General features: G+C 75.1%; 12 protein-coding genes and 1 pseudogene. 7 read left to right on the top strand and 6 right to left on the bottom strand.

What is annotated here, in order from left to right:
- The first annotated feature begins 13 nt into the window (after positions 1–13).
- Together ACZ4UX_RS10670 and ACZ4UX_RS10665 are read left to right on the top strand one after the other, a co-directional pair.
- Positions 14–583: a hypothetical protein gene (locus ACZ4UX_RS10670; protein WP_465706347.1), complete on the top strand. Its 570-nt coding sequence runs from the start codon at positions 14–16 to the stop codon at positions 581–583.
- A gap of 96 nt (positions 584–679) precedes the next feature.
- Positions 680–1,567, top strand: a complete 888-nt coding sequence (locus ACZ4UX_RS10665; protein WP_465706346.1) for a hypothetical protein — start codon at positions 680–682, stop codon at positions 1,565–1,567.
- A gap of 136 nt (positions 1,568–1,703) precedes the next feature.
- Here ACZ4UX_RS10665 and ACZ4UX_RS10660 read toward each other — a convergent pair whose 3' ends face one another.
- The gene (locus ACZ4UX_RS10660) at positions 1,704–2,396 is read right to left on the bottom strand and encodes a TetR/AcrR family transcriptional regulator (protein ID WP_465706345.1); all 693 of its coding nucleotides are present in this window, start codon (positions 2,394–2,396) and stop codon (positions 1,704–1,706) included.
- Between the two features lie 212 nt (positions 2,397–2,608).
- Between ACZ4UX_RS10660 and ACZ4UX_RS10655 the strand changes: the two genes are divergently transcribed.
- Positions 2,609–3,745 carry an FAD-dependent oxidoreductase gene (locus tag ACZ4UX_RS10655; protein WP_465706344.1) on the top strand — a complete coding sequence of 379 codons (1,137 nt, stop codon included), beginning with the start codon at positions 2,609–2,611 and terminating at the stop codon, positions 3,743–3,745.
- Between the two features lie 35 nt (positions 3,746–3,780).
- Here ACZ4UX_RS10655 and ACZ4UX_RS10650 read toward each other — a convergent pair whose 3' ends face one another.
- A complete protein-coding gene (locus ACZ4UX_RS10650; protein WP_329491540.1) occupies positions 3,781–4,209 on the bottom strand; it encodes a MarR family winged helix-turn-helix transcriptional regulator in 429 nt (142 codons plus the stop codon).
- A 129-nt stretch (positions 4,210–4,338) separates the two neighbouring features.
- Here ACZ4UX_RS10650 and ACZ4UX_RS10645 point away from each other — a divergent pair, with 129 nt between their 5' ends.
- Positions 4,339–5,208, top strand: a complete 870-nt coding sequence (locus tag ACZ4UX_RS10645) for an MBL fold metallo-hydrolase (RefSeq protein WP_465706343.1) — start codon at positions 4,339–4,341, stop codon at positions 5,206–5,208.
- Positions 5,209–5,221: 13 nt separating this feature from the next.
- Here ACZ4UX_RS10645 and ACZ4UX_RS10640 read toward each other — a convergent pair whose 3' ends face one another.
- Complete coding sequence (locus tag ACZ4UX_RS10640; protein ID WP_465706342.1) at positions 5,222–5,797, bottom strand: TetR/AcrR family transcriptional regulator; 576 nt, start codon at positions 5,795–5,797, stop codon at positions 5,222–5,224.
- A 204-nt stretch (positions 5,798–6,001) separates the two neighbouring features.
- On the opposite strand from ACZ4UX_RS10640, the gene ACZ4UX_RS10635 reads away from it, so the two are divergent.
- Together ACZ4UX_RS10635 and ACZ4UX_RS10630 are read left to right on the top strand one after the other, a co-directional pair.
- The gene (locus ACZ4UX_RS10635; protein ID WP_465706341.1) at positions 6,002–7,147 is read left to right on the top strand and encodes an FAD-dependent oxidoreductase; all 1,146 of its coding nucleotides are present in this window, start codon (positions 6,002–6,004) and stop codon (positions 7,145–7,147) included.
- A 202-nt stretch (positions 7,148–7,349) separates the two neighbouring features.
- Complete coding sequence (locus tag ACZ4UX_RS10630; RefSeq protein ID WP_359810302.1) at positions 7,350–7,601, top strand: DUF5302 domain-containing protein; 252 nt, start codon at positions 7,350–7,352, stop codon at positions 7,599–7,601.
- Positions 7,602–7,741: 140 nt separating this feature from the next.
- On the opposite strand, the gene ACZ4UX_RS10625 is transcribed toward ACZ4UX_RS10630, so the two are convergent.
- The 3 genes and pseudogenes from ACZ4UX_RS10625 to ACZ4UX_RS10615 form a co-directional block, all read right to left on the bottom strand.
- Positions 7,742–8,722: an alpha/beta fold hydrolase gene (locus ACZ4UX_RS10625; protein WP_465706340.1), complete on the bottom strand. Its 981-nt coding sequence runs from the start codon at positions 8,720–8,722 to the stop codon at positions 7,742–7,744.
- 181 nt (positions 8,723–8,903) lie between these two features.
- Positions 8,904–10,088, bottom strand: a pseudogene (locus ACZ4UX_RS10620) (GDSL-type esterase/lipase family protein).
- A 97-nt stretch (positions 10,089–10,185) separates the two neighbouring features.
- Positions 10,186–10,755: a TetR/AcrR family transcriptional regulator gene (locus tag ACZ4UX_RS10615; protein ID WP_329491546.1), complete on the bottom strand. Its 570-nt coding sequence runs from the start codon at positions 10,753–10,755 to the stop codon at positions 10,186–10,188.
- Positions 10,756–11,036: 281 nt separating this feature from the next.
- Here ACZ4UX_RS10615 and ACZ4UX_RS10610 point away from each other — a divergent pair, with 281 nt between their 5' ends.
- Positions 11,037–12,230 (top strand): ricin-type beta-trefoil lectin domain protein, encoded by a 1,194-nt coding sequence (locus tag ACZ4UX_RS10610; protein ID WP_329492385.1) that lies wholly within the window; start codon positions 11,037–11,039, stop codon positions 12,228–12,230.
- Positions 12,231–12,318 lie beyond the last annotated feature (88 nt).

Here is a 12,318-nt window from a genome sequence, read left to right as displayed (position 1 = left end):
AGTGACCCGCCGGATGAGTGCCACCTGCCCGCAGTGCGAGGCGTCCGACCGGTCCGTCCCGGTGTCGCGGGCCCTCGCGGACACCACGGAGCCGCTCGAGGAGCCGGTTCGCGCGCTGCTCGCCCCGCCGCCCGAGCCGAAGCCGGCCCGGGAGCTGAGCGGCGGCGCGATCGCGCTGTCCGCCCTGGCGGCGATCTTCGCCGTGGTCGGGATCCTCTCGCTGGTCCGCGACCGGGAGGACCTCTCCGGGTACGACGCGGCCTACCGGGCGGGCTACCTGGCCGGTCCGTTCGTCCTCCCGCTGGTCCTGCTGGCGGCCGCCGCGATCGTGGAGCTCGTCGCGCGCTCCCGCCGCCGGCCCGGCTCCGGGTCGCCCGAGGAGGCGGCGCACCGGCAACCGCACGCCCGGGTGTGGCAGGCCGGGTGGCTGTGCCGGCGGTGCCGGGTCGCGTTCTTCCCCGAGGCGTCGATCCGCCCGGGATTCCCCGCCTCGCCGGCGATCCCGCTGGAGCAGTTCCCGCACTGGGTGATGACCGCCGCCGAGCGGGCCTTCGGCGCGCAGGCCCGGCCCGTGGCGGGCTGACACCGTCCGGGCGGGTCCTCCGCCGGCGCCCGGTACGGCCGGTGGCGGCGCCGGGGCCGGGGGAGGAGGATGGCCACGCCGAGGAGGTGTGGCCGAGTGGTGGACGAACAGGGCATCCCTACGGGCGCGGTGAGCGGCGCGGTGGGGGCCGGCGACGGCCCGGCGCTGCGCCTGGAGGAGGTCGCGCGGGAGGGGCCGGGCGCCCGGCAACCCGCGCTGAGCGTGGCCGACGCCCGTACCGGGCGCAGCACCGGGATCCCGCCCGGGCGGCGGATGCTGCTGCGGGTCGGGGTCCGGCTGGGCTGCGCCGGCGGCCGGATCGGGGCGGGGGACCTGCGGGCCGCGCTGGTCGGTGACGTCCTGCAGAGGGTCGCCGAGATCGAGGGCCTCCAGGTGGTGCGGGTCCTCGCCGTGGCGGAGGGCGCCGCCGCCGACTTCGGGCGTGCCGCCGCCGCTCTCGGTGTCCACCCGCCGGTCGCCGTCGTCGCCTCCGGTGATCCGGACGGTCCGCTGGGCGGCCCGCCGGACGTCCAGGTCCTGGCGGCGGACGCCGAGCGGGCGGGCGCGGCGGGCGTCTGGCTCGGGGTCGGCCCCGCCGGGCCGGACCGGGGCGGCGAGCTGGCGGCCGGTCTCGGCTCCGGCGCCGTCGACGCCTCCGCGCTGCGGCTGGCCCTGCTCGCCCGCCCGTACGGCGAGCCGGTCGTGGCGGGTCCGCGTGAGCTGGCCGAGGCGGCGGGCACGCTGCGGGACTGGCGGCGACAGGTCGCCGACTGGGCCTGGGGGCCCTCGAAGCCCGTGCCGGACGAGATCCGGCGGGAGGCCGCGGCCGCGTTCACCGGGGACCTCGACACCCCTGCGGTGCTCGCCCTGCTGCACCGCGTCGGGGCGGCCTCCGGGCTCGCGGACGGGGCCCGCTTCGAGACCTTCGCCGCCCTGGACCGGGTGCTGGGGCTGGAACTCACCCGCGACGTCGGCCGCCGCTGACCGGTCCGCCCTCCCGCCGCCGACGCGCCGTCAGCCCCCTTGAGCCCTGGGCACGGCGGACGGCGCCGGCCTCGCCCCGGGCAGGCACCGGCGCGGCCACCGACGCCCTCGGCCGTGGCCGCCGCCCGGCCGGGGATCAGGCCTGCGGCCGGGGCGTGACCAGGGTGCCGTTGATGACGGTGCGCAGGATCCAGGCCAGCCGCTGCTCGGGCGTGCCGGAGAGGAGGTCCGTACCGAGCGCGGTGATGCGCGGGTGGTCGGCCGCGCTGGTCGCCCGGAGCGCGTCGGCCAGCGCGTCCTGCTCCGCCTCGGCGCGGGCGTCCTGGTCGCGGCCGGCCTGCTCGGCGGCGATCGCGGTGGCCGCCAGGAGCAGGACGTCGACGCCCCAGGCGGCCTGGCCGTCGGGGACGTCCCCTTCGTGCAGCAGGGCGAGGACGGCCTCGACGAGCGCGAGGTAGTTCGACCCCGAGGGGCGGGCCAGCAGGGCCGAGTGCGCCAGGCTGGGGTGCTGGAACAGGACGTGCGTGTACGAGCCGAGGACGGCGGCGAGTCGCTCGCGCCAGTCGCCCGGCGCGCTCAGCGGCCCGAGGTCGACGGCGCCCAGCAGCTCCTCCAGGATCGCCGCGTGCAGCTCGGCGGTGTTGGCCAGGTAGACGTACAGCGACGCCGGGCCGGTGTCGAGCTCCTGGGCGAGCCGGCGCATGGTGACGCGTGGAAGGCCTTCGGCCCGCATGATCCGGACGGCCGTGTCGACGATGCCCTCGTAGGTGAGCGCGGGCTTGGCGGGCCGCTCGCGGCGGCTCCGGGGGGCGGGGGAGCGTGACGTCACGCCGCCGAGCCTAACGATCGCGTTCGGGACGAACAAGTTCGGCGCCCCCGACGAACACTTTGGCACCCGGACGAACATGTTCGTTAAGACCTTGTTCCTGACGAACATGTTCGTTACGTTGGAAGGGAGGGCGCGCCGCCCGCTCGTCCCGAGCCGCCGGCCCGACCGCCCCACCCGCAACCCCACGCCCGTACCCGCCCGAGGAGCACGCCATGACCACCACCCACCACCCCCTCGCGATCGTCGGCGCCGGCCTCGGCGGTCTGACCCTGGCCCGCGTCCTCCAGGTGCACGGCATCGCCGCGACCGTCTTCGACCTGGAGCCCTCCCGGGAGGCCCGCACGCAGGGCGGCATGCTCGACATCCACGGCGACACGGGCCAACGTGCGCTCCGCGCGGCCGGTCTGTACGAGCCCTTCCTCGGTCTCCTCCACCCGGGCGGCCAGGCCATGCGGATCGTCGCCCCGGACGGCGCCGTCCGCCACACCGAGGAGGACGACGGCAGTGGCGACCGCCCCGAGGTGGACCGCGGCCGGCTGCGCGACCTGCTGCTCGACTCCCTCGCGCCCGGCACCGTCCACTGGGGGCGGAAGGCGACCGGCGCCCGCCCGCTCGGCGACGGCCGTCACGAGCTGCGCTTCCAGGACGGTTCGGCCGTCACCACCGACCTGCTGGTCGGTGCGGACGGCGCCTGGTCCCGGATCCGCCCGCTGCTCTCCGCGGCGACGCCGGCCTACACCGGCGTCTCCTTCGTCGAGGCCGACCTGCACGAGGCGGACACCCGTCACCCCGCCGCGGCGGCCCTGATCGGCGGGGGCTTCTTCTTCTCCCTCGGGGAGGGCAGGGGCTTCCTGGCCCACCGGGAGGGCGACGGCAGTCTGCACGTCTACACCGCCCTCAAGGTCGCCGAGGAGTGGCTGGACGGCATCGACCTGGCTGACACCGCCGCCGCCAAGGACGCCGTCCTGGCCCACTTCGACGGCTGGCACGAGAGCCTGCGGGCGCTGGTGGGGGAGGCCGACGGCGCGCTGGTCGGGCGGCGCATCCACGCCCTGCCGATCGGCCACCGCTGGGAGCGGACCCCCGGTGTGACGCTGCTGGGCGACGCCGCGCACCTGATGTCCCCGTTCGCGGGGGAGGGTGCCAATCTCGCGATGCTCGACGGGGCCGAACTCGGCCTGGCCCTCGCCGCCCACCCGGGCGACGTCGAGGCCGCCCTGCGGGCCTACGAGGAGCCGATGTTCCCGCGCGGCGCGGCCTCGGCCGCCGAGTCCGCCGCGAGCCTGGCGCAGATGTTCGGCGAGCACGCGCTGGAGGGCCTGCTGGAGCGGTTCGCCGTCACCGGCTGATCGCCCGCCGGTCCGGGTTCCTCGCGCTCGCGGCCCTACGCGGGGGCCACGGCCCGTTCCAGCAGGCCGTGCAGCAGCTGCCTCTCCTGTGCGGTGAGGCTTCCCAACGGCGAGCCCTCGGTGAGGAGTTCGAGGAGCCGTTCGCGCAGTGCGGTGCCCTCGGCGGTGAGCACGAGCTGCTTGGCGCGGCGGTCGGTGGGGTGCGGGTGCCGCTCGATCAGCTGCTGCTTCTCCAGCTTGTCGACGACGAAGGTGGTGTTGGAGGGCTCGCAGCTCATGCGCTCGGCGAGCTCGCGCATGGTCATCGGCCCGCTCATCTCCCGCAGCGCGGCCGCCTGGGAGGGGGTGAGCCCGAGGGTGGCCGCGCGCACGCGCACGTGCTCGACGATCCGCTGGTTCAGCCCGTTCACCAGGCCGCACAGCTGTCGCACGGCGATGGCCTGCGGCTCGGAGAACGTCGTCATGGCGCCCACTCTAGCAGTTCGTCAAGCCAACATAATTGCAGCTTGAATGATTCGAACTTGATGCTTATGGTGGCGTCGACGGCGCCGGAACCCGGCGCCGAACTGACGACGACACACGGGAGAGAACCCATGGCCGACATGACGGTGGATCAGGGCGAGCGACTGCGCCGGCCGGCGGGGGTCCGCTCGATACGGCTGGGCGACACCACGGTGTCGTACGTGCCGGACGGTGAGGTGCGGCTGCGCCCCCTGGACGTGCTCCCGGACAGCACCGGCGAGGTGTGGGCCGCGCACCCGGAGTACCTGGACGCCGGGGGCCACCTGGTCGGGAGCGTCGGCAGCCTGCTGGTGGAGCACGGCGACCGCGCGCTGCTGATCGACGCGGGCTTCGGCCCCCGGTCGCACGCCGCGCCGGCCGGGCCCCTCGCCACGATCCGCGGCGGCGCGCTCCCGGACGGCCTGGCCCGGCTCGGCCGCGCCCCCGAGGACATCGAGGCGGTGGCCTTCACCCACCTCCATGCCGACCACCTCGGCTGGGCCGCCCTCCCCGCCCCCGGCGGGGACCGGCCGCTGTTCGCCCACGCCGACTACCTGGTCTCCGCGCCGGAGTGGGAGCAGCGGGACCTCGCGGACGAGCAGGTCGCGTCCCTGGCCCCGCGCGTCCGGACGATCGCGGACGGGCAGGAGGTCTTCCCGGGCGTCCGCGTGCGGATCCTCCCCGGGCACACCCTCGGGCACGCCGAGTACGTCATCACCGGGGGCGGCCGGCGGCTGATCGCCTTCGGTGACACCGCGCACTCGCCGATCCAGATCGACCACCCGGACTGGTCCTCGGGCTTCGACCACGACCTGACCCGGACCGCCGAGCACCGCCGCCGACTGGTCGCCGAGCTGGCGGAGCCCGGCACGATCGGCTTCGGCGTGCACTTCGCCGACGTGGTGTTCGGCCACGTCCGGCAGGGCGGGCCCGGTCCGGCCTGGCAGCCGCTGGACGCCTGACCCGACGGACCGGTCAGCCGGCCTGCCAGCCGTGTTCGAGGAGGTCGAAGGCGGCGTCCAGGGCCCGCGCCGGGTCCGCCGAGTCGCGGGCGAGCGCCGAGGCTTCGAGGGTGAACCGGGCCAGCGCGGCGCAGCGCGGGTCGTCGGGCTCGGCGCCGGTCGCGTCGGCGACGGCGCGGGCCAGGGCGTCCTGGTGGCGCGTCCACATCCGGCGGGCGTACTCGCTCAGCGCGGGGGTGTCGCGGACGAGGTCCGCGAAGGCGCGGAACCGGGGGTCGGCGTCCGGGGCACGCAGCTGGGCGTCCTCGACGTACGCGCGCAGCGCGGCGGGGACGGACCGGTCCGGCGCCCGGTCCCGCACGGCCGCCACCAGGTCGGCCTCCCGGTCGGTCTCCTGGTCGAAGACCAGGGCCTCCTTGCTGGGGAAGTGCTTCAGCAGCGTCGTCGTCGACACGTCCGCGGCCTCGGCGACGTCCCGGACGGTCACCCGGTCGTAGCCGTGTTCGGTGAAGAGGCGGAGGGCGGCGTCCGCGAGGGCCTGGCGGGTGGCGGCCTTCTTGCGTTCGCGGCGTCCGACGGTGGCATCCATACCGGCATCGTACCGGAAGGTGTGCGAGACAAAAAGTTGTGTCGTTGCACTTTTGTACTCGGTGTGCTTTTGTGAGGGAGCGGCCGGTGAGCCGGGGCCCCGGCACGGCCGCACCTCCCGGCCGCCCGCCCACCGCGAGGCCCGTCGGGAGCACCGTCCGGTCCACCGCCCCGCACCGTGCCACCCAGCAGGAAGGCCACTCCCATGTCCACCAGCACGCCCCGCATCGCGATCGTCGGCGCCGGTCCCGGCGGTCTGATCTGCGCCCGCGTCCTCCAGCGCCACGGCGTCCCCGTCACCGTCTACGACCTGGACTCCTCCCGCACCGCCCGTGACCAGGGCGGCAGCCTCGACATGCACCCCGACTCCGGCCGGCGCGCCCTGGCCGAGGCCGGAGTGCTGGACGCCTTCCTCGCACTGGCCCGCCCCGAGGGCCGGCAGATGCGGGTGGTCGGCCGCGCCGGGGCCGTCCTCTTCGACGCCCTCGGTCCGGAGGGCGACGAGGAGGGCAACCCCGAGATCGACCGAGGTCAACTGCGCGAGCTGCTCCTCGACTCCCTCGCACCGGGCACCGTGCGGTGGGGGCACCGGCTGGAGAGCGCCGAACCGCTCGGCGACGGCACCCACCGGCTGCGCTTCGCCAACGGCGCCATCGCCGAGACGGACCTCCTGGTCGGGGCCGACGGCGCGTGGTCCACGGTCCGCGCACTCGTGTCGCCCGCCCGGCCCGGCTACACCGGCGTCACCTTCGTCGAGACCGGCCTGGACGACGCCGACGCCCGCCACCCCCGGCTCGCCGCCCTCACCGGCGACGGCACCATGATGGCCCTCGACGACAACCGGGGGATCATCGCCCAGCGCAACAGCGGCGGCCACATCCGGGTCTACGCCGGGCTGCGCACCGACGAGGCCTGGCACCGTCGGGCCGGCCTCGACCTGACCGACACCGCCGCCGTCCGGGCCGCGCTGGTCGGGGAGTTCGACGGCTGGAGCGGTGACCTGCTCGGCCTGGTGACCGACGGCGACACCGGCTACGTCAACCGGCCCCTGTACGCGCTGCCGGTGCCGCACAGCTGGCCGCACACCCCCGGCGTCACCCTGCTGGGCGATGCCGCCCACCTGATGTCCCCCTTCTCCGGCATGGGCGCCAACCTCGCCATGCTGGACGGCGCCGACCTCGCCCGCGCCGTCCTGGACCACCCGACCGTCGACGGCGCCGTCACCGCGTACGAGCGCGTCCTGCTGCCCCGTTCCGCCGCGGCCGCCGCCGACGCGGCGGAGGGCATCGAGGGCGCCTTCGCCCCCGACAGCGCCGAGCAGCTCCTGGCCCACTGGGGGGACCACCAATGACGGCCGGTACGTCGCGGGAAGGCCCGCCCGCCCCCGGATCCGGCGACGGCCGCCGTTCGGGGGGCGGCCCCGACGGCCCGGTGAACCGGATCAGCCGGGTACCCCGTGCGGTGTCCGCCGCCACCGGTTCGGGGGAGGCCGCCGAACGTGACATCGTGTGCGTGAAGCCGTCAACCGGCAGCACCCTTCCAGGAGGTCCCGTATGAGCAGCGAATCAACGTCGTCCGACCACGCCGAGAACACCGAGAAGGCCACGGGCGCGGAGGCCGACCAGGCCGCCGCGGCGCCCGCCACGCAGGACGACGTCAAGGCCCGGTTCCTGGCCGCGCTGGAGCGCAAGCACGGTACCAAGGGCGGCGCCGCGTCCGGCGGTCCGAACGGCGACTCGAAGATCCACGGCGCCCACGCCGCGGCCGGCGGCAAGCGCAACTTCCGCCGCAAGAGCGGTGGCTGAGCACTCGACCGCTCGGGCGGCGCCGGATCCGGCGCCGCCCGGTCCACCTGGCGTCTGCGCCGCCCGGTCCCTCGCGGGGCGGGCGGCGGAGCCGTTCACCCGGGCCTCGGTCCGCGGGCCGGTCGGGCCGGCCCGACCGGTCAGGCGGGCAGGGAGGCCAGCCAGTCGGTCAGGAGCCGGTTGACCTCGTCCGGTCGTTCCTGCTGGATCCAGTGCCCGCAGCCGTCGAGGACGTGGCAGGAGAGCAGACCGGGAAGCGTGACGGGGTAGGCCGCGATCGCCTCGGCCAGCCAGGTGGTGGAGGCGTCCAGGGCGCCGCCGGCGAACAGCGAGGGCTGGGTGATCGGGGCGCCGTCGAAGCGGGCGAGGTCCTCCCAGTCCCGGTCCATGCTGCGGTACCGGGCCAGCGCCCCGCGCAGGCCGGTCCGCTCGAACTCACCGGCGTAGAAGTCGAGGTCCTCCGCACTGAGCCAGCCGGGCAGCCGGCCGGCGGGGAACCGGTCGCGCAGCGTCCCGCCGGGGCCGACGAAGTGCGGATCGGGGGCGCCCGGGGCCGGCATCGTGTCGGCGGACAGCGCCGCGTAGAAGCCCGCGAGCCAGCCGCGCACGTCGGGTTCGATCTCGGCCTCGGCGCGGCCCGGCTCCTGGAAGTAGGCGACGTAGAACTCCTCGTCGCCGCCCATCCCCGCGAAGACCTCGCTGGGGCGCGGCCCCCCGCGCGGCAGGTACGGGACGCTCAGCAGTCCCACCGCACGGAAGACGTCCGGCCTGACCAGGGCGGAGTCGGCGGCGATGGTCGCCCCCCAGTCGTGCCCGACGATCACCGCGGACCGCTCGCCCAGGGCGTGCACCACCGCGACGTTGTCCTCGACGAGGTCGAGCATCCGGTACGCGGCCGGGTCCTCGGGTGCGGCGGAGCGCCCGTACCCCCGGACGTCGACGGCGACCGCGCGGTACCCGGCCGCGGCCAGCGCGGGCAACTGGCGGCGCCAGGAGTACCAGGACTCCGGGAACCCGTGAACGAGCAGGACCAGCGGCCCGCTGCCCTGTTCCACCAGGTGGATCCGGCCGCCGGGGGTGGGGACCAGCCGGTGGGTGGCGCCCGCGAGGTGGGGTGACATGCGTCCTCCTGACGATTCGGTCGGCCGGGCGCGGGGTGGCGCTCCGGCGCACGCTGTCTCGCCGCCGATCATGGTGCGCCCGGTCGGTTCCGGGCGAGGGCTGTTGCCGGTTCGGCAAACCGCCCGGCCGGCGTCGGCTCCCGTGCTCCCCGCTACCGCTACCGGCTGCCCGCGCTCCCCGCTACCGCGCCGCGAACGGGCGGCCGGGGCCGAAGGCCAGGGCGGCGAAGCGCTCGCCGATGCGGCGGTGCGCGGCGGTGTCCGGGTGGAGCGCGTCGGGCAGCGGCAGCTCGGCGAAGTCCGCCTCGCCGTACAGCTCGCGGCCGTCGAGGTGGTGCAGGTTCGGGTCCTGGGCGGAGCGCTGCCGGACGATGCGGGCCAGCTCCTCCCGGATGACGCGCATGGTGAGCTTCCCGCCCGCCCGCTCCGCCGGGTCGCCGGTGGCCAGGAACCGCAGCCGCCCGGTGGCGAGGGCGGTGAGGTCCGGGGCGCTGGGGCCGGGGGTGTCCTCGTGGATGGGGCAGAGGATGGACGAGACCACCAGCAGCGGCGCGTCCGGGTGCCCCTCGCGGATGGTGTCGAGGAAGCCGTGGACGGCCGGGGTGAAGGCGCGCAGCCGCATCAGGTCGGTGTTGACGAGATTGATGCCGATCTTGACGCTGATCAGGTCGGCGGGGGTGTCGCGCATGGTCCGGGCGGTGAACGGGTCGAGCAGGGCGCTGCCGCCCAGGCCCAGGTTGACCAGCTCCGCACCGCCGAGCGCGGCGGCGAGCGCCGGCCAGGTCGTGCTGGGGCTCGCGGTGTCGGACCCCTGGCTGATCGAACTCCCGTGGTGCAGCTAGACCTTGCGGCCCCGGTCGGTCGGGTGCTGCTCGACGGGGGCGTCGGTGCGCAGCGCCACCAGTTCGGTGGTCTCGTTGTGCGGCAGCCAGATCTCGACGTCCTTGACGCCCTCGGGCAGTGCGGGGAACCGGGCGGTGCCGACCGGCCCGGGCCGGGTCTGCGCGGACCCGGTGGCCAGGTCGATGGTCAGGGTGTTGCCGGTGGGGACGGTGGACTGCCCGGCCGGGCGGCCGTCGACGAGCAGGTCGTACACGCCGTCCGGGCGGGGCGGTGCGCCCGGGTAGACCCGCTTGGTGGGCAGGGTGTCCAGTTCGATCGCGGTGGCCCGGGTGCGGAAGGCCAGCCGTACGCCGGAGGGTTGGGACTCGGCCATGGCCAGCTGGCCGTCGGTGTTGCGGGCGCGGACCCAGGCGGGCAGCCGGTGCGGGAGCAGACCGTGCTCGGTCCGCTCCAGGTCCAGGGCGCCGCGCAGCAGCTCCGCGGTGACGGGCGTGGTGATCCAGGTGTGCGGGGTGGTGTTCATCGCTTCAACCTTGTGCTTCGGGAAGTGCGGGGGCGTCGGCCCGGACGCGGGCCGGTCGGCCGGTCGGGCGCCGCCCGTGGCGGGCGGGGGCCCGGGGTCAGGGCGCGGGCCAGTTGCGCAGCAGGGCGTCGAGGGCGTCCAGGATCCGTGTCCAGGACTCCTGGGAGTCGGGGGCGCTGTGGCTGAAGGCCTCGGCCAGCTCCAGGCTGACGTAACCGTGGAAGACGCTCCCCAGCAGGCGGACGGCGTGGGTCTGGTCCGGTTCGGTGAGGTCGTACCCGCGCAGGATCGCCCGCGTCATCTCCGCGTGGCGGCCGCCGGCGCTGGCCGCCGCCGCCTCCGGGGTGAGCGGCTGACGGGTCGCCGCGTAGCGGCCGGGGTGCTGGCGCGCGTAGTCGCGGTAGACGTCGGCCAGCGCCGTCAGGGCGTCCTTGCCCGCCCGCCCGGCCAGCGCGTCGGCGCCGCGGTCGGCGAGTTCCTCCAGGGCGAGCAGGGCGATCCTGGTCTTGAGGTCCTGGGAGCTCTTGACGTGCGAGTACAGGCTCGCGACCTTGACGTCGAACCGCCTGGCGAGTGCCGAGACGGTCACCTGCTCGAAGCCGACCTCGTCGGCCAGCTCGGCGCCCGCCCGTGTCAGGCGCTCGGTGGTCAGCCCTACGCGTCCCATGTCCAGTCCTCTCGTTCGACAGAACCGATGATGCATCTGCCTAATACCTATAGGCAAATCGACGTGAGATATAGGGAGGGATGGCGAGGCGGCCGGGCGTGCCCGGGTCGCGGGAGCGGGCTCTCGTTCAAGTGATTGACAGCGTTCCGTCATGGGAGTTCACTTCGTGAAGAAAGGTCCCGGCCGGGCTCTCCCACGACCCCTCCAGACCAAGGCGGTTGCGTATGCCCTCGTCGATCCACCGACAGTCCCTGGCAGCCACGTTCGGGCTGCTGCTGGCCATGGTCGCGACCTTCGCCTGGGGACCGGCCCAGGCCACGGCGGCCCCGACCTCCGTTCAAGCAGTGAACTTCGAGGACAACTTCGACGGCCCCGCCGGGTCGGCGGTCGACGCGGGCAGGTGGCAGACCGAGACCGGCGACAACGTCAACAACCACGAGCGCCAGTACTACACGGCCGGGAACGCGAACGCCGCGCTGGACGGCCAGGGCCACCTGGTGATCACGGCGCGCCGCGAGAACCCGGCCAACTACCAGTGCTGGTACGGCACCTGTCAGTACACCTCGGCCCGGCTGAACACCTCCGGCCGGTTCGCCCAGGCCTACGGGCACGTCGAGACCCGGATGAAGGTCCCGCGCGGCCAGGGCATGTGGCCGGCCTTCTGGATGCTGGGCAACGACATCGGCCAGGTCGGCTGGCCGAACAGCGGTGAGATCGACGTCATGGAGAACGTCGGCTTCGAGCCCGGCACGGTGCACGGGACCATCCACGGCCCCGGCTACTCGGGCAGCGGCGGCATCGGCGCCGGGTACAGCCTCCCGGGCGGCCAGGCCTTCGCGGACGCCTTCCACACCTTCGCCGTCGACTGGGCGCCCGACTCGATCTCCTGGTCCGTGGACGGCACGGTCTACCAGCGCCGCACCCCGGCCGATCTCGGCGGTCGGAGCTGGGCGTTCAACAAGCCCTTCTTCCTCATCCTCAACCTCGCCGTCGGCGGCTACTGGCCCGGTGACCCGGACGCCGGCACCGCCTTCCCGCAGCAACTGGTCGTGGACTACGTGCGGGTGACCACCTCCGGCGGCACCCCCACGGGCGGCACCCTGACCGGGCTGGCGGGCAAGTGCCTGGACGTGGCCGCGGCGGGCACCGCCAACGGCACCCAGGTCCAGCTCTACACCTGCAACGGGACGGCCGCGCAGCGCTGGACGGTCGGCACCGACGGCACGGTGCGCGCGCTCGGCAAGTGCCTGGACGCCAATGCCGCGGGAACCGCGGACGGCACCAAGGTGCAGCTGTGGGACTGCAACGGCACCGGCGCCCAGCGCTGGTCGTACAACGCGGCCACCCGCGACCTGGTCAACGTGCCGGCGAACAAGTGCCTGGACGTGGCCGGCAACAACCCGGCCGATGCCACCGCGACCCAGCTCTGGACCTGCACCGGGGCCGGCAACCAGAAGTGGACGCTGAACCCCTGACGAACGGCGCCGTGGGGGGGGGGGGGAGGGGGGGGGGGGGGGAGGGGGGGGTTTTTTGTTTGGGGGGCGAGGAGCGGCTGCTGCCGGA

The organism is Kitasatospora sp. NPDC028961 (assembly GCF_055564815.1).
The sequence above is the reverse complement of the archived record's forward strand: the minus strand, read 5'-3'. Positions and strand labels throughout refer to the sequence as shown.